The sequence below is a fragment of the Mycolicibacterium lutetiense genome, from assembly GCF_017876775.1.
GTDB lineage: Bacteria > Actinomycetota > Actinomycetes > Mycobacteriales > Mycobacteriaceae > Mycobacterium > Mycobacterium lutetiense.
Genome location: NZ_JAGIOP010000002.1, coordinates 1934118 through 1959275 on the forward strand (window position 1 = coordinate 1934118; position 25158 = coordinate 1959275).

The following is a 25158-nucleotide window of genomic DNA, read 5'->3' on the forward strand; positions in this document are numbered from 1 at the left end:
ACAGGTTTGGAGTCAGAGCCTCCCGGGGTACTCGGCGGTGAAGTCAGCGGTCGCGTCGCCGTGCGCGGTGCTTTCCGCTGCACAGCGAAAGGAGCGACGGAGTGACCGGTACCCAGCCCAAGCCGACAACCACCGATGCCGGAATTCCGGTGTACAGCGACGAACACTCGTTGACGATCGGTCCCGACGGGCCGGTCCTGCTGCAGGACCACTACCTGATCGAGCAGATGGCGATGTTCAACCGGGAGCGCATCCCCGAGCGTCAACCGCACGCCAAGGGCGGCGGCGCATTCGGTCACTTCGAGGTGACCCACGATGTCAGCGCCTACACCAAGGCCGCGGTGTTCCAGCCGGGCGTCAAAACCGAGACCCTGAACCGGTTTTCCACCGTGGCCGGTGAGCGCGGCAGCCCCGACACCTGGCGTGATCCCCGCGGCTTCGCCACGAAGTTCTACACGACCGACGGCAACTTCGACATGGTCGGCAACAACACCCCGGTGTTCTTCATGCGCGACCCGTTGAAGTTCCAGCACTTCATCCGGTCCCAGAAGCGACGCGCGGCCAACAACCTGCGCGACCACGACATGCAGTGGGATTTCTGGACCCTGTCCCCCGAATCCGCGCATCAGGTGACGTGGCTGATGGGCGATCGCGGTATCCCCCGCGACTGGCGCCACATGAACGGCTACTCCAGCCACACCTACAGCTGGATCAACGCCGCCGGGGAGATCTTCTGGGTGAAGTACCACTTCAAGACCGACCAGGGCGTCGAGTTCCTCACCCAGAAAGAGGGTGATGAGATGGCCGGCATCGACGGCGATGCCCACCAGCGCGATCTGTACGACGCGATCGAGCGCGGTGAGTTCCCGACGTGGTCGTTGAAGGTCCAGATCATGCCGTTCGAGGAGGCCAAGGACTATCGGTTCAACCCGTTCGACCTGACCAAGGTGTGGCCGCACAGCGACTATCCGCTGATCGATGTCGGCACCCTGCGCCTGGACCGCAACGTCGAGGACTATCACGCCGAAATCGAGCAGGCCGCGTTCGAACCGAACAACCGGGTGCCGGGCACCGGCCTGAGCCCGGACAAGATGCTGCTGGCCCGCGACTTCGCCTACGCCGACGCCCACCGCCACCGGTTGGGGAGCAACTACAAGCAGATCCCGGTCAACGCGCCGAAGGTGGAGGTGAACAGCTACTCGAAGGACGGCGCGATGCGGATGAAGAATGTGTCCGACCCGGTGTACGCCCCGAATTCGTACGGCGGCCCGAAGGCCGACCCGGCACGCACCGGTGAATCGCTATGGCACGCCGACGGCGACATGGTCCGCACCGCCTACACGCTGCACGCCGAGGACGACGACTGGGGCCAGGCCGGAACGATGGTGCGTGACGTGCTCGACGACGCAGCGCGCGCCCGATTGGTCTCCAATATCGCCGGGCATTTGTCGAAGGGGGTCTCCGAACACGTGCTGGAGCGAGCCTTCGAATACTGGAAGAACGTCGACAAACAGCTCGGTGAGAAGGTTGAATCGTCAGTCCGGAATGGTGACTGACTGATCCGCGGCGGCGCCGGGTTCGAGGATCCGTGCAATCTCGGCGCCGACCGCCGCGCGCACGTCGTCGTCGCCGATCTCGTCCAATCCGGTCGCCGATTTCAGGAACGGCTCGAACAGTCGCCAACCCAGTTGCAGCGCAACGGCGTTGGCGACTGCCAGCCGTCCGCTCTGCTCGTTGTCGAAACGCGGTAGCACCTGTCCGAGCAGCCGCGTGACACCCGGAAACCGGGTCTGCAGTTGGCCCACCGGGTAACCGTCGAGAAGTGCCCTGGCCATCAACCGCATGTGTTGGTCCATGGCCTCGTCGATCTCGACGGCGCAGTCGCCGTCGTCCAACAACGCGGTGAGCCTGCCGCCGAGGTGGTCGAGAACGGCTCCGACCAACTGCTCTTTGGTGCCGAAGTGCCGGTAGATCAGCCCGTGGTTGACCTTGGACCTGGTCGCGATGTCACGGATCGACGTGGCCGCCGGCCCCCGCTCGGCGAACAGTTCCGCCGCGGCTGTCAGTGCGGCCGCCACCACCTCATCCTTGCCCACCGGACCGGCCATGTCCTTTACCGGTGGCGTCGGTGTAGTCATGTGGCTACACTAGCTCATGTACGGATGTAGTCACTTGACTACAGTCGCTTCGACCAGCACAAAGGACAAAGCCGATGACCGCTTCCACCACCGCTCGCCTCACCGTCACCAAGCTGGGCAGCCGCATCGGCGCCCGTATCGAAGGGGTCCGGCTGGGCGGGGACCTCGATGAAGGCACGGTCGCCGACATCCGGAGCGCACTCCTGCAACACAAGGTGATCTTTTTCGGCGGTCAGCACGATCTCACCGACGAACAGCAGCACGCCTTCGCGCGCCTTCTGGGTAAGCCAGTCGGTCACCACGCGCTCAAGCAGGATGACGCCCCACTCATCACGCCGCTCGATTCCGAGTACGCCAAGGCCACCCGCTGGCACACCGACGTCACGTTCGTGCCCGACTACCCGGCCATCTCGATTCTGCGGGCGGTGACGCTGCCCGAATACGGCGGATCCACCCTGTGGGCTTCCACCGCGGCGGCCTACGACCGGCTGCCGGCTCCGCTCAAGTCCCTCACCGAAAACCTCTGGGCCGTCCACAGCAACCGCTTCGACTACGCGGCGGCACCCGTCGCCGCGCTGAGCGAGGAACAGCAGCAGATGCGGGCCGCGTTCGAGAAGCCCGATTTCCGCACCGAACACCCGGTGGTGCGGGTACATCCGGAGACCGGCGAACGCACCCTGGTGGCCGGCGACTTCACCCGCGGCTTCCTCGGTCTGGACAGCCATGAATCCGCCACCCTGCTGGAGTTGCTACAGCGTCGGATCACCATGCCGGAGAACACTGTCCGCTGGAACTGGGTGCCCGGTGACGTCGCGATCTGGGACAACCGGGCCACCCAGCACCGCGCGGTCGACGACTACGACGACCAGCGCCGGGTGATGCACCGAGTGACGCTGGCCGGTGACGTGCCCGTCGACATCCACGGGCAGCCCAGCCGCCCGCTCGCGGATGCCGCTCTGCTCCAGGCGGTCTGACTCACATCTTGATCGCGGGCATCAACCGGATGATGTTCCACATCCGGTTGCGCCTCGCCGACAGCGCCGAGATGGTCAGGGCACCGGCCCAGATCACCAGCAGCGTGATGATCGCCTGCCAGAGCCGATGATCGATCCCGCCGAGGATGAGCTGACGTAATCCGTTGACGCCATACGTCATCGGGTCGTAGTTGTGGAACGCCTGGAACGGCCGTGACGTGGTTTCCACCGGGTACATCCCGCCGGCGCTGACCAACTGGAGCATGAGCAGGGCCATCAGCAGCACCCGACCCACCGCGGGCCCGACGAGGGCGGTGACCGCTTGGGTCGCGGCCACAAAGGCGCACGACACCAGGATCATGAAGCCCAGCATCGCGACCGGATGCACCACGTGCATGCCGAGCGCGAACCTCACCACGCAGTACAGGATGATCGCCTGGAACACCCCGATAACTGCCGCGGGCAGGTAGCTGGCGAGCACCACCCGGATCGCCAGCACCTCCGCGGCAATCGGTCGGTTCTGCAACGGACGCAACACCATCCACAGCACCAGGGCACCGAAGAACAGCGCGAGCGTGATGAAGAACGGCGCCATCCCGGTGCCGAAGTTGAGTGCGGAGTTCTCGGCCGAGTTCTGCAGATGAACCGGGCCGCCGATGGTGTCGGCGATCGCCTCCTTCTGGGCGGGAGTCCAATCCGGCACCTGACCGGCGCCGTCGGCGAGCTTGGTGGCCAACTCGGCCGATCCGCTCCGCAACTGGGTGGTCCCGGATTTCAGCTGCCCGGCACCCGTGTCGAGTTTGGCGATACCACTGGCCAATTCGGCATTACCCGAGGCGAGCTGCTGGGCTCCCCCGCGCAGCTGGTTCAGCTTGGCGTTGAGATCGGAGTTCTTGCTGCCCACCTGATCGAGTGCCGAGTTCAGCGGGCTGCCGGGGTTACGCAACGACGAGGTCATCGAGATCGCCGCGTTCTCGGCATCGGTGAGTTGTCGACGGATCTGTGGAGTGAACTGGTGGGCCCGAAGATCATCCGCCACCCCGCGCAGGGTCCCGGCGGCGTTGTTGGCGATCGGATCGGGACTGGTCGACAGCTGGTCGATCACCGAGGTCAGCGCCGCCGCGGCAGAGTCCTGCGCCCCGGTGATGGCACCGATCTGGTCGTTGGCCTGCCGCAGTGCGGCGGTCCCGTCTTCGAGTTCCTGGGTGTCGCCACCGATCTTCGACAGCGCCGAGGTGACCGCGACCAGCGGATCGGTGGCCTTGTTGATCTCAGCGGAGAGCTGCTTGGCACCGGTGGCCAGCTGCGCCGAGCCGGACCGCGCAGTGTGCAGCCCGGCGGTCAGCTGACCGGCGCCGTCGTCGACTTTGAGTGCGCCGTCGGCGAGTTGGGCCGCGCCGTCGGCGGCCTGCTTGATCCCAGCACCGGAGCTGACCACCACGGAGAGCACCTGGTTGACCGCCTGGCCCGAGATCCGTGTCGAGACGGCGTTGAGCACCTGGTCGATCGCAGTGCGGCCGATGTTCGAGGAGATGTAGTTGTTGGCGTCGTTGTAGACCGCGTTCAGGTTGGCCTGCTTGGGGTTACCGGTCAGCGGTGAGGCGATCGCCTCACTGAAATCCGGCGGCAGGTCCAGCATGAAGTAGTACGTGCCGTGGTCGACGCCGTTGCGTGCCTCGTCCTCATCCACCACATGCCAGTTCAGGCTGGCGTCGTCGGTCAGGCTCTTGGCGATCTCGGCACCGACATTGACGTGCTGTCCCGCCACCACCGCACCGCGGTCCGAATTGACCAGTGCCACCGGCATTTTGTCGACCTGACCGAAGGGGTCCCAGTACGCCCACAGATACAGCGCGCCGTATACCAGCGGGAGCAGCATCAGCACCACGATCGCGGCCCGGGTCATTCGGCTGCGGCCGAAGCGTTTGATTTCCGAGCCCGCAACCAGGTCGGTGAGTCCAGCGAACATCTCAGTTCTTTCCGGTCAGGATGCGGTGGTCGTGCAGACCGTGGTCGGGGGCTTCATGGCCGAGCGGATTGGTCACTCCGACAACGACACTGCGCTGTGTGGCGATGGCGCCGAGTCGCTCGACTGCGATCGCGCGCCGGCCGTGGTCCCGGACCTGTTCGAGATCACCGACCACGAGGATGGGGCGATTCGAGAACAGCGCCAGGGTGACCTTCAACAGGAACAGGTCGACGTCGGACAGTTCGCTGATGTAGGTCTGCGGTGCGGGCGGCGTCAGGTCGCCGAACACCTCGCGTAGTGCGGAGTCGCCGGATTCGGCCGGCACCCGTCGATACCACGGGGCCAGCCATCGACGTTGCTCGGCGAGCACGGTGCGCACGGTGACCGAGTCCTCCAATTCGTCGATGTCGGCGAAGGCCGCGATCGCGCAGTGCCGGCGGATGTCGCGGGGCCGGGACTCACCGCAGACGGTCACGGTGCCGTGGGTGGGCGCCAAGCGTCCGGCCAGAGTCAGCAGCAGTGCCGTCTGGCCCCATCCCCCGGGCATCTGGATGGCGTGAAAACCGGGTGTGAGCTCCAGATCGATGTCGCGGAACAGCGGACCGTGCTCACCGTCGACGCCGAGTCCGGCGGCGGTGATCTGCGGCGCATCCTCGACGCCTGCCCCGGCGTCGTCCTTGTCTTCCATCTCCGACCTTTCGATACTCGCTGGTATCCATTCGATACTAGCGAGTATTGTGTTGGTCATGACGGCTGTCAAACTGGCACGCACCCGACCCACGCGGGACGAGGTTCGCGACCGGATCCTGGATGCAGCGCTCACTGTTTTCGCGGCCGAGGGCTTCGCCGGCGCCACCATCGACGCCATCGGTCACGCGGCGGGATTCACCAAGGGTGCGGTGTATTCCAATTTCGAATCCAAGGACGAGTTGTTCCTGGCCCTGCTGGACCGGCAGTTCGAGAGCCGCGGCGCACTCATCGCCACCGCACTCGACGGCGGGCACGGGGACACTGCTGCGATCGCCGCAGCGCTCAGCCGCGCAACGCTGGACTCAATCCACGATCAGCACGAGTACCAGATCGTGCTGATCGAGTACTGGCTGCGCGCGGTTCGCGATCCCCAGCTGCGCGAACGCCTCGTGGCTCGCCGTCGCGCGGCCGCCGATCAAGCCCTGCGCATCGTCGAACAGGCAGGCACGTCACTGCCGGGGAAGCAGCTGTCGGCGCTTGCCCAGTTGGTCGTCACGATCAGCTCCGGTATCGCCACCGAGGAGGTGCTTCAACCGGGCGCGGTCGACATGGACACGCTGACCCGGCTGTTCACCGCCCTGCTGGAATCGACCCCCGGCGGGCAGTGACCGCTCAGGCCAGCTTCTTGTGTTGGGGCCGGCCGCCCGTCGCCTCGAAGATCACCCGATTGCCGATCTCGACCGCGTGATCGGCGAACCGCTCGTAGTAGCGGCCCAATAGTGCGACGTCGACCGCCGAGCACACCCCGTCATCCCATCGACGGTCCAACAGCAGGGTGAACAAATGGCGGTGCTCGGCGTCGACGGCGTCGTCCTCATCACGCAGGCGCGCGGCGACATCGGGGTCCCGCGACACCAATACCTCCTGCGCGGTCCGCGCCAACCTCACCGCCTGCGCACCCATCTCGGAGAAGCTCGCGCGCACCTCGTCCGGCAGCGCGCAATCGGGATGACGCAGGCGGGAGATGTCGGCGACGTGGACCGCGAGCGCACCCATCCGATCGAGATCGGCCGCGATGTGCATCGAACCGACCACGGTGCGCAGCTCACTGGCCACCGGCTGCTGCAACACCAGTAGTCGAAAAGCCGACTCCTCGATACGTCGGCCGTACACAGCGATGTGTTCCTGGTCGGCGATGACCTGCTCAGCCAACGGCAGATCCGAGTCCAGCAGCGCCTGGTTGGCCCGCTGCATCGCGCTGACCACCAGCCCGCACATCTCGGCGAGCTGGTTGCTCAGTGCCGCCAACTCGTCGTGGAACGCCTCGCGCATCGTCATCCCCTCCGGGCCGGGCGCCCGCCGCCCGGCGAGAATTGGGTACCCGGAATCGGGCGGGTGCTAACCGCCCGAGTTGATCGGCTCGATGGGCAGCCGTCGCAGTCCGGCGGGCGCTTCGGCCGGCACCACTGCATGCGCGGGCGCGATGGGCGCCAGCTTCCGGTACGGCTCACTCTGCGCCGGACGCTCGTCGTTCTGCCCGTTGTTCGGCCAGAGCGACGCCGCGCGTTCGGCCTGCGCAGTGATCGATAGCGACGGGTTCACCCCGAGGTTCGCCGAGATCGCCGCGCCGTCCATGACATGGAGCGTCGGGTAGTTGTACACGCGCTGATACGGGTCGATGACGCCGTGCTCGGCACTGTCACCGATGGCCGCCCCGCCGAGGAAGTGCGCGGTCAGCGGGATGTTGAACAACTCGCCCCAGGTGCCGCCGGCCACGCCGTCGATCTTGGCGGCCATCCGGCGGGTCACCTCGTTGCCGACCGGAATCCACGTCGGGTTCGGCTCGCCGTGCCCCTGCTTGGACGACATCACCCGCTTACCGCCGGGCCCGCGCTTGGTGAAGGTGGTGATCGAGTTGTCCAGGTGCTGCATGACCAGAGCGATCACCGTGCGCTCGCTCCACCGCTGGGGGTTGAGGAGGCGGATCAGCTTGCCCGGCTCCTGGCGGCCCTGATCGAGGAACTGCCGCCAGCGGGGAACGTCGGTGCCCTGCGGCCCGGTGCCGTCGGTCATCAGCGTCTGCAACAGACCCATCGCGTTGGAACCCTTGCCGTACCGCACCGGTTCGACGTGGGTGTCGGGGGTGGGGTGGATCGACGAGGTGATCGCGACGCCGTGGGTCAGGTCCATGTCGGGCGACACCGTGAGGGTCTGCGCGCCCACGATGGACTCGGAGTTGGTGCGGGTCAGCACGCCGAGTTTGGCCGACAGCCGGTTGAGCTTTCCGGTGTCGCGCATCTTGAACAGCAACTTCTGGGTGTTGTAGGTGCCCGCCGCCAGGATCAGATGCTTGGCGGTGAACGTCTTGCGCCTACGACGCAGCTTGCTGCCGGTGCGCACGGTCGTGACCTCCCACAGCCCGTCGGCGCGCTGCTCGAAACTGGTCACGGTGGTCATCGGATGTACTTGTGCCCCAGCTGACTCTGCGAGGCCGAGGTAATTCTTGACGAGCGTGTTCTTGGCCCCGTGCCGGCAGCCGGTCATGCATTCCCCACACTCGATACACCCGGTGCGGGCCGGGCCGACTCCACCGAAGTAGGGATCCGGCACGGTCTTGCCTGGAGTCATCTCACCGTCGAGTCCGAAGAACACCCCGACCGGTGTGGCGACGAACGTGTCCCCGCAACCCATGTCGTCGGCAACCTCTTTGACGATGCGGTCCGCGTCGGTGAAGGTCGGGTTCTTCACCACGCCCAGCATGCGCTGCGCCTGGTCGTAATGCGGCATCAACTCGGCCCGCCAGTCGGTGATGTCCTTCCACTGCGGGTCGTTGAAGAACGGGTCCGGCGGCACGTACAGGGTGTTGGCGTAGTTCAGCGATCCGCCGCCGACACCGGCGCCGGCCAGGATCATCACATTGCGCAGCAAATGGATGCGCTGGATGCCGTACATGCCCAACTGCGGTGCCCAGAGGAACTTGCGCAGATCCCACGAGGTCTTGGCGAAATCCGCATCGGTGAAGCGCTGGCCGGCTTCGAGTACACCGACTCGATAGCCCTTCTCGGTGAGCCGCAGCGCACTGACGCTGCCGCCGAATCCCGAACCGATCACCAGGACGTCATAGTCAGGCTGCATGTGACCAGTATGACGCTACCGAGGGGTAACTTTCTAGACAGGAAGCCCTAACTTGTAAAGACGAGCGTCACCGCCCGACCGTGAGCCCGACCTTCTGGAACTCCTTGAGATCGCAGTACCCGGCCTTGGCCATCGACCGGCGCAGACCGCCGACCAGGTTCAACGAACCGAACGGGTCATCGGACGGCCCGGTCAGCACCTGCTCCAGGCCCGGCCGCTCTGCGTCCGCCACCTGTAGCAGGGCGCCGCGCGGCAATGACGGATGCGCGGCCGCAGTCGGCCAGAACCAGCCACCGCCCTGCGCCTCGGCAGCCACCGCCAGCGGCGTGCCCAGCACGACGGCGTCGGCGCCGCAGGCGATCGCCTTGGCCAGGTCGCCCGAAGTGTGGATGTCGCCGTCGGCCAGCACGTGCACGTACCGGCCGCCGGTCTCGTCGAGATACTCGCGACGCGCGGCCGCCGCGTCGGCGATCGCGGTGGCCATCGGCACGCTGATGCCGAGCACCTCGTCGCTGGTGGTGACCCCGGCGGTGGAGCCGTAGCCGACGATCACGCCGGCCGCGCCGGTGCGCATCAGGTGCAGTGCGGTGCGATGGTCGAGCACGCCTCCGGCCACGACCGGGACGTCGAGCTCGGAGATGAACGTCTTCAGGTTCAAGGGCTCACCATCGGACGCGACGCGCTCGGCGGAGATGATGGTGCCCTGGATGACCAGCAGGTCGATCCCGGCAGCCACCAGCGTCGGGGTCAGCGCCTGGGCGTTCTGCGGGCTGACACGTACCGCTGTGGTCACCCCGGCCTCACGGATACGGGCCACCGCGGCGCCGAGCAGCTCGCGGTCCAGTGGCGCGGCATGCAACTGCTGCAGCATCCGGATCGCCGCCGAATCGTCAGGGGCCGACGCAGCGACATCCAACACCTGGGCGATCTTCTCCCCGACATCGGCATGCCGGCCGATCAGCCCCTCGCCGTTGAGCACGCCGAGCCCGCCGAGCCGACCCATCTCGATAGCGAACTCCACCGACACCAGGGAGTCGGTCGGGTGTGCGATGACCGGGACCTCGAAGCGGTAGGCATCGAGCTGCCAGGCCGTCGAGACGTCCTGCGACGACCGGGTGCGCCGCGAGGGCACGATCGTGACGTCGTCGAGCTCATAAGTGCGGCGGGCGGTCCTGCCCATGCCGATTTCAACCATGTCGCGCATGACTGTTCTTAGTCTCCTGCCCCACCGGTTCAGCGGGTGTAGTAGTTGGGGGCCTCGACAGTCATGGTGATGTCGTGCGGGTGGCTTTCCTTCAACCCGGCCGCCGTGATCTGGACGAACTGCGCCTGCTGCAAATGCTCGATGGACGCCGAGCCGGTGTATCCCATGGCCGCCCGCAACCCGCCCGTCAGCTGATGGATCACCGATCCCAGCGGACCGCGGAACGGCACCCGACCCTCGATGCCCTCGGGCACCAGCTTGTCCTCAGAGAGCACATCGTCCTGGAAGTAGCGGTCCTTGGAGTAGGACTTGCCACCGCCGCGTCCCTGCATGGCGCCCAGTGAACCCATGCCGCGGTAGCTCTTGAACTGCTTGCCGTTGACGAAGATCAGGTCACCGGGCGACTCGGCGGTGCCGGCCAGCAGCGAGCCCAGCATCGCCGTCGATGCGCCGGCGGCGAGCGCCTTGGCGATATCGCCCGAGTACTGCAGACCGCCGTCGGCGATCACCGGCACGCCGAAGGGCTTGCAGGCCGCAACGGCCTCCAGGATGGCGGTGATCTGTGGGGCTCCGACACCGGCGACCACTCGGGTGGTGCAGATCGAGCCCGGTCCGACACCGACCTTGACCGCGTCGGCACCGGCCGCCACCAGGGCAGCAGCCGCGGCACGGGTGGCGACGTTGCCGCCCACCACCTCGACGCGGTCGCCGACGGTCTTCTTCACCCGCGCCACCATGTCGAGCACGCCGCGATTGTGGGCGTGGGCGGTGTCGACGATCAGCACGTCGACGCCGGCCTCGACCAGCATCATCGCCCGCGCCCAGGCGTCATCGCCGACACCGATCGCGGCGCCGACCAAAAGCCGACCGTCCCGGTCCTTGGTCGACAACGGGAACTGTTCGGTCTTGACGAAGTCCTTGACCGTGATCAGCCCGGTCAGCTTGCCGTGACCGTCGACGATCGGCAGCTTCTCGATCTTGTGACGGCGCAGCAGGCCCAGCGCAGCCTCGGCGGACACGCCTTCCTGCGCGGTGATCAGCGGCACCTTGGTCATCACCTCGGCGACGGGCTTGTTCTCGTCGACCTCGAAGCGCATGTCGCGGTTGGTGATGATTCCAACCAGCGCGCCCGCGCTGTCCACAACGGGGAGCCCGGAGATTCGGAACCGGGCGCACATCGCGTCGACCTCGGCCAGGGTGTTCGTCGGCGAGCAGGTGACCGGGTCGGTGACCATACCGGCCTCGGACCGCTTCACGGTCTCGACCTGGGCGGCCTGTTCGGCGGCCGGAAGGTTGCGGTGCAGCACCCCCATGCCCCCGGCGCGGGCCATCGCGATGGCCATGCGCGATTCGGTGACCGTGTCCATCGCGGAGCTGACCATCGGCACCCGCAGGCGGATGTTTCGGGTCAGCTGGCTCGACGTGTCGGCGGTGGCCGGGATCACATCAGAGGCAGCCGGCAGCAGCAGCACGTCGTCAAAGGTGAGACCGAGCATTGCGATCTTGGTGGGATCGTCACCGCCGGTCGGCACCGGTAGGGCGATGGGAACGCTGCTTTCAGCGATCGACATGGGTGGGGCCTCCAGTGGCAGGCGTGGGGCGTGTAAGTCGATTCTATCGGCTCGCGAATTGACGGTGCTGTCGCCGCTCCTTGCACCTCACGCCGCAGATCACGGCGCGCATCAGGACAGCTGGCGCTATACCTGCACGGCTGCGTAGTGTGGGACTCGTGCGTGACCACCTCCCCCCTGGTTTGCCGCCCGATCCGTTTGCCGACGATCCTTGCGATCCTTCTGCTGCGCTGGACGCGATCGAGCCGGGCCAGCCTCTGGACCCCCAGGAACGGACGGCTGTCGAGGCTGATCTAGCCGATCTCGCGGTGTACGAGGCGTTGTTGGCGCACAAGGGAATTCGTGGTCTCGTCGTGTGCTGCGACGAATGCCAGCAGGATCACTACCACGACTGGGACATGCTGCGGGCCAACCTGCTGCAGCTGCTTGTCGACGGCACGGTGCGCCCGCACGAGCCGGCCTACGACCCCGAACCCGATGCCTACGTGACATGGGACTACTGCCGCGGCTACGCCGACGCGTCCCTCAACGAGGCCACCTCGGAAACCGACGGCTACCGCTGACTGCCGCCCAGCCCCGGTAACAGGGGCAGTTCGATTCCCGGCAACGCCGGACCCTCCCCGCTGTTCCCGCCCGACGGGCTTTCGTGACCTCCGCCACTGCCGTTTTCTGCAGGGGCGGACGGCGTCGTGCGCACCGGCGGTGCTGACGGCACCGATGTCGGCTCCGCCGACGGCGCGACGGTCGTGGTGGCCGCCGGAGGCGCTTCGGCCACCGGAGCAGCCGAGGTGGTCGGAGCCGACGTGGTGTGTGTCGTCGACGGCTGCGAGGCGGGTGCGCTCGTAGTCGGCTCGGCGCTGCTCGACGGCGTGGGCGACGATGACGGCGTCGACGGCTGGCTGGTCGTCGGTTGCGACGTCGAGGCCGCCGACGGCGTGGACGTCGCAGACGGTGTCGATGTCGGGGACGGCGTGGAAGTCTCCGAGCCGGGGGTGGTCTCTGTCGGCGAGGTCGAAGGCCCAGTCGTCGGTGTGGACGTTGGGGTCTCCCCCGGCGTGCTCTCGGACGGGGTCGGCGTCGTCGTGATCGTCACCTCGGGCAACACCACCGGCGGCGCGTCGGCCGGCACCGTCGCGTTCGGGTCGCGGGTCTCCACCTTGACCGACAGCTGCTGCCACTGGTCGACGAGTTCCTGCTTGCGCTGTTCGTCGCCGACGGTGGCCACGGTGGTAGTGATGGTCTGCAGTTTCTGCTGAGCCTCTTCCCACTGCCCGTCGTCGATCAGCTGTTGCACCTGCTTCAGTTCACTCGACGCCAGTTCGACGCCCACGTCGCGCGTCACCGGCGCCGACCCGAAGACCAGTCCGCGCACGCCGTACAGGGCATCGCCCGGGCCGGAGCCGTACACGGCCGCGCCGAACCCGCCGAGGCACAGCAGCGCGGCGGCCATCGACCCCACCAGAGCCATCGGGAACCGCACCCGCCCCTGCCCGGTCGCCTTGTCGAGGGCCTTGACGGCCTCCCGCGGCGGCGCGATACCCGACATCGGGGTGCGGCGGGCGTCGTCGCGCCACCCGGCCAGCAGGACGGCCAGTTCGGCCTCCTCCCGGTCGGTCGCGTAGACCTGATGCTCGAGGGACAGCGCCTCGATGAACTTCTCGGACCGGTTGATCTCGTTGAGGGACGGATCACCACCGTTTGAGGTCCAGCGGCCGAATTCAGGCATGATCCCGCCCCGTCGCCATGATCTCGTTCTTGAGTCGGGCCAGTGCACGGTGCTGTGCGACACGGACGGCGCCTGCGGTGCTCCCGACGGCCTCGGCGGTCTCCTCGGCACTCATCCCGACCACGACACGCAGGATCAGGATCTCGCGCTGCTTCTCGGGTAGTACGGACAACAACCGGGCCATCCGTTCAGACGATTCGGTGTCGAGAGCGGTCTGCTCGGGGCCGGTGTCGAGAGAGAATCGCTCGGGCACTGAATCGGTGGGCTCGGCACGGTTCCTGGCCGCCGCGCGATGCGCGTCAGCAACCTTGTGCGCAGCGATGCCATAGACAAAGGCCAGGAACGGGCGTCCCTGATCTTTGTAGCGCGGCAGCGCCGTAATGGCGGCCAAGCACACCTCCTGCGCAACGTCATCAGCTGACAGACCACTGCGCTCGGTCGCCCCCACCCTCGCCCGGACATACCGCACGACGATCGGCCGAATGATCTCCAGCACTTCCGAGAGCGCGTTCCGATCACCTGCCACTGCGTCAGCAACGACAATGTCGAGACGGTCTCCCGAACTTGTCATCGTGGGCGATCTCTCCAGCGTTACGTTGCACCGACACTCGCGGCGGATTGGCTCAGCTAAACAATAACGATCGGGGTGCAGTGGCCGGATTTAGGCGCCGGCCCACACCCCACCTCTGCGACGCACTGTATCGGCGCCGAGGTCCCGGATCCGGCGGATTTGGGCAGCGTCGTGTGTGGTGCTGCCAATGTCGGCGAGCACGCACGCCAACGCCCAACGCAGCGGGATCAACCCGGATTTCTCGGTGGCCAGCAGTGCCGCGTCGGCGACTTCTCTGGCGGCGTCGAGCTCGCCGGCGCTGCACAGCGCCGCGGCCAGCACCACCTCAGATTTGACGGCGTGCCGCGTCGAGCGGTGACCGGCTGCCGCCGCCACGCCGCGGCGGGCATGCTGAACCGCCGCGGAGCCATCGCCCTGAACCATCGCCAGTTCGGCGCTCACCCATGACAGCCGGACCCGCTGTCGTGACTCGTCGGGAGTGTTGATGTCACGCGCCCGGTCCAGCAGTCGGGTCGACACCGCGAACCGACCGACCCCGAGGGCGTCCGCGGCGAGCCCGACGAGTGCATCGGCGGCGGCCTCGTCGTCGTCACCGCGGTGCGCCCACGCCTGACCGTCGGCGCCTCGGGCGCGTGGGTGCCCGCCCAGCTGGCGGAGGAACGATGCGCGCGTGCTGTACGCCAGCGACACCAACGGACCGGAGTCCCGGGACCGCAGGATCTCGGCAAGCTCGGTGAGCGCACAGCCGTAGCGCCCCTGCCCGCCGGCGGCCACGGCCCGCAGCCACCGCTCGTGCGGGGTTGTCGCGCTCGGCAGCGGCCAGCGACCGGGGTCGGCCCCGAAAGCCGCGTCAGCCAGCGTCGTGGCAGCAGGTGCGGATGTGGTCATCGGTAGGCGACGCTATCAATACGGCCCGCTTGGAGGGTCCGCGGGAACCGGATACCGGCGGAACCGGACATTAAGATCTTGCGCGATAAACATTCGTTAACAATTGATGACTTGAATGTTAATGGCACGTCAACTAAGTGTCGGATGTCCGGAATTGCATAGGTTCCTGCGAACCGGCCCAACAGGGAAAACCCCAAGACCTCTAGCAGATCCGTAACAGCGATGCCTCAGTCACCGCGTCGCAATGATGAACGTGATGTAAATTCTGTACCTGCGGTTATGCCCTTTGACACACCTGCAAGGTATTGACTCGCTTTATCGGACGCACCTAGTTTATGTGCACGAGCGGTCATCGGCGACACGAGCTCAGTTCGGTTCCACCGACTCAAACCCGCCCACTTTCTGGCGAAATGGGCGAGCAGAGAGGGGTTTTCCACATGCCGCAGCCGCAGCAACTTCCCGGACCCAATGCGGATATCTGGGATTGGCAAATGCACGGACTTTGCCGTGGAGTCGATTCGTCAGTGTTCTTCCATCCCGACGGCGAACGCGGCCGGGCCCGGGCGCAGCGTGAGGTGCGCGCCAAGGAGATGTGCCGCAGTTGCCCGGTGATCACCCAGTGCCGTTCCCACGCGCTGGCCGTCGGCGAGCCGTATGGCATCTGGGGCGGGTTGAGCGAGGCCGAGCGCGAACTTCTGCTCAAGCGGGGCATCCGACGCCGGAGCGCCTGACGCCCACAGCAAACGTCACACGCCCGCCGTGAAGGCTCCCAGCGCCAGCACCGCGAGCGCGAGGAACGCGGCGGGAAAGGCCATGTTGTAGAACACCCGCGCGCGGATGTGGGTGATGACGGCGCCGACGAAGTACGCGATCAGCCCGATCGCGGCGGCGACGCCGAGCGGCGGCAAAGCCAACAGGCCCACGAGCAGTCCGACGGCGCCCGCACCCTTGAGCAGCCCGAGCGTCGGTAACCACGTCCGCGGGACGCCGACTTCTGCAGAGTTGGCCAGCACGAAACGGGCTCCGGCCAGGTCCGTGATCGCCATCGCCCCATTGGCCGCGATGGCGATCACGACGATCACGGCTGCGATCGTGCCGAGTTGTAGGGTCATGTTGGTCGTCTCCCATGTCCGGTTGCTGCGCTTGGTGGTTCACCTTGATGACGTTTCCGACGCCCGAAAGGTGACGCTGTGAACGACTTGGAGACCCTGGCCGCCCGATTCGAGGAGGATCGGCAGCACCTGCGCGGGGTCGCCCATCGGCTACTCGGTTCGGTGCATGACGCCGACGACGCAGTCCAATCCGCGTGGTTGAAGGTCAGCAAGCGCGGTATCGCCGACGTGGCCAATCCGACCGGCTGGTTCACCACGGTGACTGCGCACGAATGCCTCGACCGACTGCGGGAGCGGAAGCGGCGTGCCGAAATCCTCGGCGCCGACGAGCACGTTCCCGCCGACGTGGCCCCCGCCGCCGACGAAGAGGTGGTCGGGGCCGAGTCGGTGGGCCGCGCTCTGCTCGTGGTGCTCGACCGGCTCTCCCCTGCCCAGCGGGTGGCGTTCGTTCTGCACGACGCCTTCGCCGTGCCCTTCGACGACATCGCCGCGCTGCTCGACCGCACGCCGGCGGCCACCAAGAAACTGGCCAGCCGGGCGCGGGAGCGGGTGCACGGCGCTACCGTCGCGGCTCGACCGACCGCCGATCACCTCGAAATCGCGCGGACCTTCCTGGCCGCCTCACAACAGGGCAATCTCGATGCGCTGCTGGAAATTCTCGACCCCGATGTGGTGCGCCGTGTCGACCGCGTGCTGGTCGGCGGGCACATCCCCCTCGAGCTGCGCGGCGCGCGGGAATTTGTCGAGGAGTCCAAGCTGTTCGCCGCGACAGCGCGTGGCGGCGAGGTCGCGGTGCTCGACGGCGCGGCGGGCATCGTCATCGCACCCGCCGGTCAGCTGAAGTCCCTACTGCGCCTTGACATTCGCGATGGGAGGATTCACGTCATCGACATCATCGGCGAACCGGACCGGTTGGCGTCGGTCGACGTGACGGTGGCGGACTGAGCGCCTCCTATTCGGGTGCTCGGAAGCCGCCGATCTGCCGTTCGAGCAGTTCGGCCAGCCGGAGCGGGGTGCGGTCCTCGAACATCGGACCGATGAGCTGCACTCCCACCGGCAGACCCTCGGCGGACTGCCCCGCCGGTATGGCGGTCGCGGGCAGGCCGGGCATGGTGGCCAGACCGGCCCAGACGAGCTGATCGAAGTAGGCGTATTCGACGCCGTCGATATCGATCCGACGTTCCAACAGATCCGGGTTGTGGTCATGCGGGAACGCCGGGGTCGGCGTGATGGGACACACCACGGCATCGAATTCGCCGAACAACTGTCGCCAGCCGTGACGGTGGAGCTCGCGACGGTTGTTCACCTCGATCCAATCGCGGTGGCTCAACACCATCCCGCGCAGCCGCGCGGCATCGAGACTCCGGTCGTCTGCCCTCAGGCCGGCAGCACGGATCCGCAACTGTTCGTAGGCGTCGACGGGGAATCGCGCCGCGGAGCCCGAGAACAGCAACTGCGTGTACAGCACCGCGGCGTCGGCCAGATCGGGCAGCAGAGGACTGTGTCGTTCGACGTGGGCGCCACCGGCATGCAGAGCGTCGGCCACTCGGTTGATGCCGGCGCACACCGCGGCCCCGGTGGCGAGGAACGGGTGTTCGTCGAGGACCAGGACCCGGAAGTCGCAAAGGCCGTCGTGGCGAGGGGGCGGCAGCGCTACCCGGTGTGCCACACCGAGAGTCAGCGGGTCCGGTCCGGCCATCACGTCGAGCAGGAGTGCGAGGTCGCGGGCAGTGCGCGCCATTGGACCGACGACGGCGAGGTCGGCCTCGATCGGCAAGGCCGGTGCCGGCGGCGGGGTCATACCGCGCATCGCGGCCAGTCCGAGGGTCGGCTTGTGCGCGTAGATGCCACAGAAATGTGCGGGGGTCCGCAGCGACCCGGCGAGGTCGGAGCCGATGGACAATGCGCCGAACCCAGAGGCCAGGGCGGCCGCCGAACCACCGGAAGATCCGCCCGATGTACGAGCCCGATCCCACGGATTGTTGGTGGTGCCGTAGATCTCGTTGAAGCTCTGGATGTCCTGCAACCCCAATGGGACGTTGGTCTTACCGAGCACCACCGCTCCGGCGGCCTTGAGCCGCGACACCTGAACTGCATCCTCGGCCGGCCGGAAGTCCCGGTACTGCGGCATGCCCCAGGTCGTGGGCACACCGGCCATGTTGTAGGACTCCTTGACCGTCACCGGAATACCCAGCAGCGGCCGATCTTCGCCCCGGGCACGTGCCTGGTCGGCGTCCCGCGCAGCCTCCCGCGCACGGTCGAAGTCCGGCACGCAGATCGCGTTGATCACCGGGTCGTCCCGCTCGATCCCGGCGATCGCCGCCTCGGTCAGTTCCACCGAGGACACTTCACCGGCGCGCAACGCGACCGCCAACTCACCGGCCGACTGAAAATTCCGCTCCATCGATCCGACGCTAAACGCGCGCCGCGGGAGCCATAAAATCCCGCTTCCCGCAACAGGCAACTCATGCGACGATCCGATCTGGAAAGCCATCGATCGACTTGTCGGGAGGGTGCCATGACATCTGAGGAATCCGGCCGCGACACCGCACCGCCGGTCGGTGTAGTGACGGTGGCCGAGACCGGCGCGGGTACCTATACCCAGCAGATCACCGCCGGGCGTCACCAACTCATCGCTGACGAGCCCCTCCCAGTGGGCGGCGACGCCGGCCCGAATCCCTATGACCTGGTACTGGCCGGCCTGGGTGCGTGTACGTCCATGACGGTGCGGATGTACGCCAACCACAAAGGCTGGCCGCTTCAGCAGGTACGAGTAGCGTTGCGGCACTCACGTATTCATGCCAAAGACTGTACCGACTGCGAGACCACCAAGGGCATGATCGACCACATCGATCGCGAGATCGAGTTGATCGGCGACCTCGACGACACCCAACGGGATCGGCTGATGGGCATCGCCGAACGCTGCCCGGTACATCAGACCCTCACCTCATCGGTCCACATCACCACGACCGCGATTTCGTGATCCAAGACCGACCGGGTCATCCCGGTATTCGAGCTGCAACGGCGGTAGCCGTCGATCAACCGCACCGCACGATGGGCCAGAAGAGCTGGAACAACCGCTCGTCCCAGCCGTCCTTGACGCCGCCGGTCCGGGCGTTTTCGGCAATGTAGGCACCGACCACGGCATCGATCAGCGTCACGGTGTCGACGTCCGCGCGCATCGAACCATCGGCTTTGGCGGCGTCGACCACAGCCGCCAGCGCCGCCCTTTGGTCGACGAGAATCCGCCGGAACACCGTGGTGAACTCGGGGTCGTCTTCGGTAAGCAGGGCCGCCAGGCCACCGAGGCCGATACCGTCCTCGATCGTTCCGATGGCCTGGGCGATGAGCCACCGTAGCCGGTCCGGTGCTGCCGCCTCAGGATCCAAGGGGTCCGGGGAGGCGAGGCCGGCCAGTGCGCTGGCCAGCATGTCCCGTCGATTGGGATGGCGTCGGTAGATCGTCGTTTTGGCGATTCCCGAATGCGCGGCCACCGCCTCGACCGTGACCGCCCGCGGCCCGCCGCTTCGCAGCAGGTGCAGTGTCGATTCGGCAATGCCGTCCTCGACGCGTCGCTGTGCCATCGGTCTCCATCTCGCCCGTCGTTTCGTGCCGGGAATATCTCAGCCCCGCTATGCGCTACGCTATACGTATCGACCGATACGCTACGCGTAGCGTTTCGTTCGCTGGAACACTCGACTCCATTGAGGTGACCCCATGTTCAAGACCTTCCGCCGTATTCCGATTTCCACCGTCGCGTACGTCCTCCTGCTCATCTCGTTCGTCTCGCTCGGCCTGTTCGTCGCGGCCATGGCGCTGGGCAGCGGCCTGGCGTTCGTCGCCGGCGGCGCACTGATCGTGTCCTTCGGCGGTGCCGTGGCCGGTTTCCGGGCCGGCGGCCGCAAGCTGAACGCGACCCGCCTACCCGGCGCTCCGGCTCACAATGTGAGCATGTTCTCCACCCTCATCGACCAGGGTCAGGTGGATCGCTACCGCGAGATGTACCGCGCCGCAGACCAAGACCGCACCTCGGGCCGCGCCATGGCGGTTTTGCCCGGCGGTGAATCGAAGGGCCTGGTAACGGACTCGGCAGGCGCCCACCGTCGCCACGCCGCCTGACGGTCACCAACTACGTCGGTGCCACCGACCAAGTGGGAGGGCGCTTTTCGATGAACGCCTGCACCCCCTCGAGGGCGCTCGGATCCATCATGTTGCAGGCCATCGTCGCCCCCGCGTCGGCGTAGGCGGATTCGATGTCGACGTCAATCTACCGGTAGAACAAGGCTTTTCCCATTGCGATGGCGACGCGGGGCTTCGCGACGATGCTCGCGACCATCGCCTCGATCTCGTCATCCAGAGCGTCGGCCGGCGCCACCCGGTTGACCAGCCCCCGCGCGTCGTCCGTCGCCACCGCCAGGTGAGACCCAATATTTCGAGGCTAGGCCGATGTCCGTTGTCGCGCGGAGTGATCACCCACAACCATGAATGCCCAGCCGCTCCAGAACCACAGGAAACGAAAACACCCCCGGCCCTGTCAGCGGTCACGTAATTCCCCCAGCTTGAGGGTCGTCCGTCACGGAATTCCCCCACCCCGTCTGTCACGTAATTCCGCCACCCGGGCGGTGTGGCAGCCGCTCGTGGGCCTCGTAGGCAGGTTCGCTCGACTCACGGTTCGACTCGTGAGGAAGGGCGCCGATGGCGAGGAGAAGTTTCGACGTGTTCGACCTGATCGAGTTGTTGACCCATTGGCATGCGGGTCGGTCCCAGCGCCAGCTCGCGGAGAGTTTGGGCATCGACCGCAAGACCATCGCAAAGTATCTGGCGCCGGCGATCGCGGAGTCACTGACCCCCGGCGGAGTGCCGATCACCGAGACGGCGTGGGCGGCCCATGTCGGCCGGTGGTTCCCCGAGATCGCCGACCCCGGCCTGCGGGCCACGACCTGGCCCGGGATCGAGGTGCACCGCGACCGGATCCGTGACTGGCTCAAAGCCGAGGTCAGTGCGGCGACGGTGGCGCAGCGGCTGCGCGACGAGCATGGCGTTGCCGCCTCGGAATCCTCAGTGCGCAGGTGGATCTCGGGGAACCTTTCCGAGGAGGCGGCCCGCAACAAGGTGACCGTGCCGCGCGGGCCGGTGCCGGCGGGCAGCGAAGCCCAGATCGACTACGGCAAGCTCGGGATGTGGTTCGACCCGGTCAGCGGTCGACGCGTCACGGTGTGGGCGTTCGTGATGGTGCTGGCTCACTCACGGCACCTGTTCGTCCAACCGGTCCTGAAGATGCATCAATCCTCCTGGTGCGCTTCGCATGTGGCGGCGTTCGAGTTCTTCGGGGGTGTCCCGGCCCGGCTGGTCCCGGACAACCTGAAGACCGGTGTCACTCGACCGGATCTCTATGACCCGAAGATCAACAAGGCCTACGCCGAGCTGGGTGCGCACTACGGCTGCCTGGTCGATCCGGCGCGGGCGAACAAGCCGAAGGACAAACCACGCGTCGAGCGGCCGATGCAATACGTTCGGGACTCGTTCTGGCGGGGTCGGGAGTTCACCTCGCTGGAGCAGATGCAGGCCGCCGCGGTGGCGTGGTGCCGTGAGGTCGCCGGGGTGCGACAGTCGCGGGCGCTGGACGGTGAGCAACCCGGGTTCGTCTTCGCCACCGTCGAACGACGTGCATTATTACCGTTGCCTCAGAACGCATTTCAGCTCGCGGTGTGGTCGACGGGCAAGGTCGCCACCGACTGCCACGTCAAGGTCGGCAAGGCGCTGTACTCGGTTCCGTGGCGGCTGATGGGCCAGCAGGTCCATGCTCGCACCTGCGGTGACATCGTGCAGATCGTGCACGGCGGTGACGTGGTGGCCACCCACGTCACCCATCACCGCGGGCGGGCCACCGACTTTGAGCACTACCCGCCGGAGAAGATCGCCTTCACGATGCGCAACCCGACCTGGTGCCGCCGGGTGGCCGCCGAGGTCGGACCGGCCTGCACCCAGGTCATCGCCGAGTTCATGGAAGTCAACGCCATCCACCGGTTGCGCAGCGCCCAAGGCGTCCTCGCACTGCGCAAGACCGTCGGCGACGTCCGCCTGGAGGCCGCCTGCGCCCGTTCGATAGCTGTGGGCGATCCGAGCTACCGCACCGTCAAGGGGATCCTGGTCGCCGGCACCGAACTCGACGGCATTCCCGAATCCGCCGCCCCGCAGGCCGCGGCCCATCTGCGCGGACCGCAAGCATTCGACACCACCACCGGCGAGACCGCGTAACCACCGCATCGTATCTGACTGTCAATCAACATCATTCGATCAGAACCAAGGACATCAACCTATGAGCAGCATTCTCGACCCCGCCCTGCGCAATGCGCTACGCACCCTCAAACTCACCGGCATGCTCGACACCCTCGACACCCGGCTGGCCCAAACCCGCGACGGCACCCTCGGACACCTCGACTTCCTCCAAGTTCTCTGCGAAGACGAGATCGCCCGCCGCGAATCCGCCGCCCTCACCCGGCGCATCCGCCGAGCCCGCTTCGAGGAACAATCGACCTTCGAATCCTTCGACTTCACCGCCAACACCAAACTGCCCGCCGCGATGCTGCGAGACCTGGCCGCACTGCGGTGGCTCGACGCCGCCGAATCAGTCATCCTCTACGGACCCGTCGGCGTCGGGAAAACCCATATGGCACAAGCACTTGGCCACGCCGTAGCCCGCCGCGGCGGCGACGTCCGCTTCGCCAAGACCTCCCGGGTGCTCTCCGACCTCGCCGGCGGTCACGCCGATCGCACCTGGGGTCAACGCATCCGCGAATACACCAAACCGCTCGTGCTCATCCTCGACGACTTCGCCATGCGCGAGCACACCGCGATGCACGCCGACGACCTCTACGAGTTGATCTCCGACCGCGCCGTCAACGGCAAACCGCTCATCCTGACCTCCAACCGATCACCAAAGGACTGGTACAACCTGTTCCCCAACCCCGTCGTCGCCGAGTCACTGCTCGACCGGTTGATCAATACCAGCCACCAAATCCTGATGGACGGCCCTAGCTACAGACCCCGAAAAAGACCCGGCGCTAGCGCGCCGGTAGACAACACCAAGCCATCCCGGTAGACCTACACCGAGGCCCACCGGTGGCGGAATTACGTGACGGACACCCCGGGGGAATTACGCGACGGTCGACACCGGCCCAATCGGACCGGGGGGAGCTTCGTGCGGGTACACCTGGTACCGCGGAACTCGATCGGACGTTGTCAGCAGTGCTCGTCGATAACCTGACTGAGGCTTGAGATCTGCAGCGTCAACCCATCGATCTCGACATAGTTGCTCGCGATCTCAGCTTCCAACTGATCGATCCGGCCCTGGTCCGGATCTGGCTGCAACTTGAGTTCTTCGACCTCGGCTTCCTTCGCACAGGTCAGCCCCTCCAGCTCGGCGAGCTGCGCCGTCAAACGTGCCAGAGACTGCCGCATCTGGGCACATCCGGTCGTACCAGGGGCCGCCGCCGCTGGGTCTGTCACTTCAGTCATTTCGTTACCCCCAACTTGATCTCTTTGACACTTTTCGTGCGGGCTGAACGACCCGCCCAGCACGAAAGTATCCAGGCGGCAGCCACGGGAAACGCGTAGCTCACTACTCCAGTTCCATTGCTCGACACCGCAGAGGTTGCCGAACGAGAGGCCTTTGACGCGGAACGAAACTCAAGCTGCGCGCCGGGACCCTGCTATTCCGCGATCAGAAATTCAAGCCCGAGAACATGATCCGGCCTGGGTCATACTTCTGCCGGGTGGCGGACAGCCGGGACAGGTTGGCCCCGAAATACCGCGACGCCGGTTGGTTCGCTTCGAGGTAGTTGACGTAGCCGCCGGCCGAGTACGGTGCCACCGCCTGATGGGCGGTGGCCAACCAGTTGGCTGCTGCCGCAGGCGAACCGGAGGTTTCCACATACCACTGCACCAATGAGGACTGCCGCCGCCACGGAAAGGCCGTGTCACCCGGGCCGACGGTGGCCAGCGCACCGTCGAGCGCATGCATGATCACGATCGGGCGACCGGCGCCACCGGGAAAGGCGTTGAACGCCGCAGCGATCGCCTGGGCGGCGGCCGGAGTGATCGTCGGGAAGACGTCGGATCCGCCGACATAACCGAGCGGCGACGGGTTGAGATTGTCGGCGGCCAGAAACTTCACCAGATCCAGGTAGTTGAACGTGCGGTTCTCGATGCCGGCGGGCTGCAGCCCTACTGCTTTGATCACGGCAGCTCCCACGCTGTTGCCTGACCCGGCCGGGCAGGTCGCCAGGATGCGACAGTGCGCGCCCTGCGGATCGGTGATGGTGTCGGCCAGTGCCCAACTGCTGCGGTCGGCGGTACGCAGCCAGGCCTGCCACCCGAGGAGGACCTGCGGGAAGGACTCCAGCGGGAAGTGCAGGCCGACGACATCGACGTCGCTGATCGGGAAGGTGGCGAAGGTCAGCGCGGTCGTCACCCCGAAATTGCCGCCGCCCCCACCGCGCAAAGCCCAGTACAGGTCCGGGTGCTCGTTGGCCGACGCCGTGACCCCGGCACCACCGGGCAGTACCACCGTCGCCGACACCAGCTGATCGGACATCAGACCCGCATGCCGTGATTGCGCGCCCAGCCCACCGCCCAGGGCATGACCGGCCGCGCCGACCGTCGGGCACGTGCCCGTCGGGATCCCCCGGCCGGCTCCGGCCAGCGCCTGATGGATCGCGTACAGACTGGTCGCGGGTGTCACCGTGACATGCCCGGTCGCCGCGTTGTAGTTGATGTCGCCGGGCAGCTGGCGCAGGTCCAGGACCATGGTGCCGTTCGCTGTTGATGCGCCCACATAGGAGTGCCCGCCGCCACGTGGGGCGACCTTGAGGTTATGGGCCGCAGCGAATTCCAGCGCCTTCTGGACATCCACCGCCGACGACGGCGTGACCACCGCCGCGGGCGTCAGGCCGTTGAAATTGGTGTTGAAAACGCTTTTGGCCGAGGAGAATTGCCCGCCGTTGTCCGGCAGGATCACCTGGCCGCGGATTGCAGCCGCGAGGTCGCCCCAACCGGCCGGAGCGGCACTGGCCCGGCTCGACCCGAACACCGCGCCGGCGGCCAACGCCCCGACGGCACCGCGCAGGAACGTCTGACGCGAGACCCCGCGCGGTTCCGTCATGTCCGCATTGTGGGCTG

General features: G+C 66.7%; 26 protein-coding genes. 10 read left to right on the plus strand and 16 right to left on the minus strand.

Features of this window, described 5'->3' with window-relative positions; all coding sequences use genetic code 11:
* The first annotated feature begins 101 nt into the window (after positions 1–101).
* Positions 102–1556, plus strand: coding sequence for a catalase (locus tag JOF57_RS18570; protein ID WP_209918856.1), 1455 nt, complete (start codon positions 102–104; stop codon positions 1554–1556).
* Here JOF57_RS18570 and JOF57_RS18575 read toward each other — a convergent pair.
* The gene (locus JOF57_RS18575) at positions 1536–2138 is read right to left on the minus strand and encodes a TetR/AcrR family transcriptional regulator (protein WP_209918857.1); all 603 of its coding nucleotides are present in this window, start codon (positions 2136–2138) and stop codon (positions 1536–1538) included. The genes JOF57_RS18570 and JOF57_RS18575 overlap by 21 nt on opposite strands.
* 74 nt (positions 2139–2212) lie before the next feature.
* Between JOF57_RS18575 and JOF57_RS18580 the strand changes: the two genes are divergently transcribed.
* Entirely contained in the window at positions 2213–3112 is a 900-nt protein-coding gene (locus JOF57_RS18580) for a TauD/TfdA dioxygenase family protein (RefSeq protein WP_209918858.1), read from the plus strand.
* Between the two features lies 1 nt (position 3113).
* Here JOF57_RS18580 and JOF57_RS18585 read toward each other — a convergent pair whose 3' ends face one another.
* Positions 3114–5081, minus strand: coding sequence for a YhgE/Pip domain-containing protein (locus JOF57_RS18585; protein ID WP_209918859.1), 1968 nt, complete (start codon positions 5079–5081; stop codon positions 3114–3116).
* A gap of 1 nt (position 5082) precedes the next feature.
* Positions 5083–5769, minus strand: coding sequence for a P-loop NTPase family protein (locus JOF57_RS18590; RefSeq protein WP_209918860.1), 687 nt, complete (start codon positions 5767–5769; stop codon positions 5083–5085).
* 46 nt (positions 5770–5815) lie between these two features.
* Between JOF57_RS18590 and JOF57_RS18595 the strand changes: the two genes are divergently transcribed.
* Positions 5816–6439: a TetR/AcrR family transcriptional regulator gene (locus JOF57_RS18595; protein ID WP_209923490.1), complete on the plus strand. Its 624-nt coding sequence runs from the start codon at positions 5816–5818 to the stop codon at positions 6437–6439.
* A gap of 4 nt (positions 6440–6443) precedes the next feature.
* On the opposite strand, the gene phoU is transcribed toward JOF57_RS18595, so the two are convergent.
* The 4 genes from phoU to guaB form a co-directional block, all read right to left on the minus strand.
* On the minus strand, positions 6444–7103 hold the full coding sequence (phoU, locus tag JOF57_RS18600; RefSeq protein ID WP_209918861.1) for a phosphate signaling complex protein PhoU: 660 nt from the start codon (positions 7101–7103) through the stop codon (positions 6444–6446).
* Positions 7104–7169: 66 nt separating this feature from the next.
* Positions 7170–8906 carry a GMC family oxidoreductase gene (locus JOF57_RS18605; RefSeq protein ID WP_209918863.1) on the minus strand — a complete coding sequence of 579 codons (1737 nt, stop codon included), beginning with the start codon at positions 8904–8906 and terminating at the stop codon, positions 7170–7172.
* A 67-nt stretch (positions 8907–8973) separates the two neighbouring features.
* A complete protein-coding gene (locus JOF57_RS18610; protein WP_209918865.1) occupies positions 8974–10110 on the minus strand; it encodes a GuaB3 family IMP dehydrogenase-related protein in 1137 nt (378 codons plus the stop codon).
* A 29-nt stretch (positions 10111–10139) separates the two neighbouring features.
* A complete protein-coding gene (guaB, locus tag JOF57_RS18615) occupies positions 10140–11681 on the minus strand; it encodes an IMP dehydrogenase (RefSeq protein ID WP_209918867.1) in 1542 nt (513 codons plus the stop codon).
* A 158-nt stretch (positions 11682–11839) separates the two neighbouring features.
* Between guaB and JOF57_RS18620 the strand changes: the two genes are divergently transcribed.
* Positions 11840–12244, plus strand: a complete 405-nt coding sequence (locus JOF57_RS18620; protein ID WP_069404784.1) for a DUF5319 domain-containing protein — start codon at positions 11840–11842, stop codon at positions 12242–12244.
* On the opposite strand, the gene JOF57_RS18625 is transcribed toward JOF57_RS18620, so the two are convergent.
* From JOF57_RS18625 to JOF57_RS18635, 3 genes are all read right to left on the minus strand, one after another.
* On the minus strand, positions 12235–13407 hold the full coding sequence (locus JOF57_RS18625) for an anti-sigma-D factor RsdA (protein ID WP_209918870.1): 1173 nt from the start codon (positions 13405–13407) through the stop codon (positions 12235–12237). The two genes, JOF57_RS18620 and JOF57_RS18625, sit on opposite strands and share 10 nt — an antisense overlap.
* Positions 13400–13978 carry a sigma-70 family RNA polymerase sigma factor gene (locus JOF57_RS18630; protein WP_209918872.1) on the minus strand — a complete coding sequence of 193 codons (579 nt, stop codon included), beginning with the start codon at positions 13976–13978 and terminating at the stop codon, positions 13400–13402. Before JOF57_RS18630 ends, JOF57_RS18625 begins: the two co-directional genes overlap by 8 nt.
* 90 nt (positions 13979–14068) lie before the next feature.
* Positions 14069–14866, minus strand: coding sequence for a hypothetical protein (locus tag JOF57_RS18635; RefSeq protein ID WP_209918873.1), 798 nt, complete (start codon positions 14864–14866; stop codon positions 14069–14071).
* A 437-nt stretch (positions 14867–15303) separates the two neighbouring features.
* On the opposite strand from JOF57_RS18635, the gene JOF57_RS18640 reads away from it, so the two are divergent.
* Positions 15304–15597, plus strand: coding sequence for a WhiB family transcriptional regulator (locus tag JOF57_RS18640; protein WP_209918875.1), 294 nt, complete (start codon positions 15304–15306; stop codon positions 15595–15597).
* A 15-nt stretch (positions 15598–15612) separates the two neighbouring features.
* Here JOF57_RS18640 and JOF57_RS18645 read toward each other — a convergent pair whose 3' ends face one another.
* Positions 15613–15978: a DoxX family protein gene (locus JOF57_RS18645; protein WP_209918877.1), complete on the minus strand. Its 366-nt coding sequence runs from the start codon at positions 15976–15978 to the stop codon at positions 15613–15615.
* A 78-nt stretch (positions 15979–16056) separates the two neighbouring features.
* Between JOF57_RS18645 and JOF57_RS18650 the strand changes: the two genes are divergently transcribed.
* On the plus strand, positions 16057–16923 hold the full coding sequence (locus JOF57_RS18650; protein WP_209918879.1) for a sigma-70 family RNA polymerase sigma factor: 867 nt from the start codon (positions 16057–16059) through the stop codon (positions 16921–16923).
* A 7-nt stretch (positions 16924–16930) separates the two neighbouring features.
* On the opposite strand, the gene JOF57_RS18655 is transcribed toward JOF57_RS18650, so the two are convergent.
* Positions 16931–18382, minus strand: a complete 1452-nt coding sequence (locus JOF57_RS18655) for an amidase (protein ID WP_209918881.1) — start codon at positions 18380–18382, stop codon at positions 16931–16933.
* Positions 18383–18496: 114 nt separating this feature from the next.
* Here JOF57_RS18655 and JOF57_RS18660 point away from each other — a divergent pair, with 114 nt between their 5' ends.
* The gene (locus JOF57_RS18660; protein ID WP_209918883.1) at positions 18497–18961 is read left to right on the plus strand and encodes an OsmC family protein; all 465 of its coding nucleotides are present in this window, start codon (positions 18497–18499) and stop codon (positions 18959–18961) included.
* A 55-nt stretch (positions 18962–19016) separates the two neighbouring features.
* Here the strand turns inward: JOF57_RS18660 and JOF57_RS18665 are convergent, their stop codons facing one another.
* On the minus strand, positions 19017–19562 hold the full coding sequence (locus tag JOF57_RS18665; RefSeq protein WP_209918884.1) for a TetR/AcrR family transcriptional regulator: 546 nt from the start codon (positions 19560–19562) through the stop codon (positions 19017–19019).
* 133 nt (positions 19563–19695) lie between these two features.
* Between JOF57_RS18665 and JOF57_RS18670 the strand changes: the two genes are divergently transcribed.
* Entirely contained in the window at positions 19696–20097 is a 402-nt protein-coding gene (locus JOF57_RS18670) for a hypothetical protein (RefSeq protein ID WP_209918886.1), read from the plus strand.
* 148 nt (positions 20098–20245) lie between these two features.
* Here the strand turns inward: JOF57_RS18670 and JOF57_RS30990 are convergent, their stop codons facing one another.
* On the minus strand, positions 20246–20389 hold the full coding sequence (locus JOF57_RS30990; RefSeq protein WP_234938171.1) for a hypothetical protein: 144 nt from the start codon (positions 20387–20389) through the stop codon (positions 20246–20248).
* A 305-nt stretch (positions 20390–20694) separates the two neighbouring features.
* On the opposite strand from JOF57_RS30990, the gene istA reads away from it, so the two are divergent.
* Both istA and istB read left to right on the plus strand, forming a co-directional pair.
* Positions 20695–22236, plus strand: coding sequence for an IS21 family transposase (gene istA, locus JOF57_RS18680; RefSeq protein ID WP_209915645.1), 1542 nt, complete (start codon positions 20695–20697; stop codon positions 22234–22236).
* A 61-nt stretch (positions 22237–22297) separates the two neighbouring features.
* Positions 22298–23080, plus strand: a complete 783-nt coding sequence (istB, locus tag JOF57_RS18685) for an IS21-like element helper ATPase IstB (protein WP_209912624.1) — start codon at positions 22298–22300, stop codon at positions 23078–23080.
* A gap of 140 nt (positions 23081–23220) precedes the next feature.
* Here istB and JOF57_RS18690 read toward each other — a convergent pair whose 3' ends face one another.
* Positions 23221–23496 carry a hypothetical protein gene (locus JOF57_RS18690; protein WP_209918887.1) on the minus strand — a complete coding sequence of 92 codons (276 nt, stop codon included), beginning with the start codon at positions 23494–23496 and terminating at the stop codon, positions 23221–23223.
* Between the two features lie 205 nt (positions 23497–23701).
* Entirely contained in the window at positions 23702–25141 is a 1440-nt protein-coding gene (locus JOF57_RS18695) for an FAD-dependent oxidoreductase (protein ID WP_209918889.1), read from the minus strand.
* Positions 25142–25158: the final 17 nt, after the last annotated feature.

Coding starts and splice junctions, on each gene's coding strand:
- JOF57_RS18575 (WP_209918857.1), bottom strand. CDS start 2,138: ATGACTACACCGACGCCACCGGTAAAGGACATGGCCGGTCCGGTGGGC.
- JOF57_RS18645 (WP_209918877.1), bottom strand. CDS start 15,978: ATGACCCTACAACTCGGCACGATCGCAGCCGTGATCGTCGTGATCGCC.
- JOF57_RS18695 (WP_209918889.1), bottom strand. CDS start 25,141: ATGACGGAACCGCGCGGGGTCTCGCGTCAGACGTTCCTGCGCGGTGCC.
- JOF57_RS18630 (WP_209918872.1), bottom strand. CDS start 13,978: ATGACAAGTTCGGGAGACCGTCTCGACATTGTCGTTGCTGACGCAGTG.
- JOF57_RS18610 (WP_209918865.1), bottom strand. CDS start 10,110: ATGCGCGACATGGTTGAAATCGGCATGGGCAGGACCGCCCGCCGCACT.
- guaB (WP_209918867.1), bottom strand. CDS start 11,681: ATGTCGATCGCTGAAAGCAGCGTTCCCATCGCCCTACCGGTGCCGACC.
- JOF57_RS18665 (WP_209918884.1), bottom strand. CDS start 19,562: ATGGCACAGCGACGCGTCGAGGACGGCATTGCCGAATCGACACTGCAC.
- JOF57_RS18605 (WP_209918863.1), bottom strand. CDS start 8,906: ATGCAGCCTGACTATGACGTCCTGGTGATCGGTTCGGGATTCGGCGGC.
- JOF57_RS18670 (WP_209918886.1), top strand. CDS start 19,696: ATGTTCAAGACCTTCCGCCGTATTCCGATTTCCACCGTCGCGTACGTC.
- phoU (WP_209918861.1), bottom strand. CDS start 7,103: ATGCGCGAGGCGTTCCACGACGAGTTGGCGGCACTGAGCAACCAGCTC.
- JOF57_RS18635 (WP_209918873.1), bottom strand. CDS start 14,866: ATGACCACATCCGCACCTGCTGCCACGACGCTGGCTGACGCGGCTTTC.
- JOF57_RS18625 (WP_209918870.1), bottom strand. CDS start 13,407: ATGCCTGAATTCGGCCGCTGGACCTCAAACGGTGGTGATCCGTCCCTC.
- JOF57_RS18660 (WP_209918883.1), top strand. CDS start 18,497: ATGACATCTGAGGAATCCGGCCGCGACACCGCACCGCCGGTCGGTGTA.
- JOF57_RS18690 (WP_209918887.1), bottom strand. CDS start 23,496: ATGACTGAAGTGACAGACCCAGCGGCGGCGGCCCCTGGTACGACCGGA.
- JOF57_RS18655 (WP_209918881.1), bottom strand. CDS start 18,382: ATGGAGCGGAATTTTCAGTCGGCCGGTGAGTTGGCGGTCGCGTTGCGC.
- JOF57_RS18590 (WP_209918860.1), bottom strand. CDS start 5,769: ATGGAAGACAAGGACGACGCCGGGGCAGGCGTCGAGGATGCGCCGCAG.
- istB (WP_209912624.1), top strand. CDS start 22,298: ATGAGCAGCATTCTCGACCCCGCCCTGCGCAATGCGCTACGCACCCTC.
- JOF57_RS18580 (WP_209918858.1), top strand. CDS start 2,213: ATGACCGCTTCCACCACCGCTCGCCTCACCGTCACCAAGCTGGGCAGC.
- JOF57_RS18585 (WP_209918859.1), bottom strand. CDS start 5,081: ATGTTCGCTGGACTCACCGACCTGGTTGCGGGCTCGGAAATCAAACGC.
- JOF57_RS18640 (WP_209918875.1), top strand. CDS start 15,304: ATGCCGCAGCCGCAGCAACTTCCCGGACCCAATGCGGATATCTGGGAT.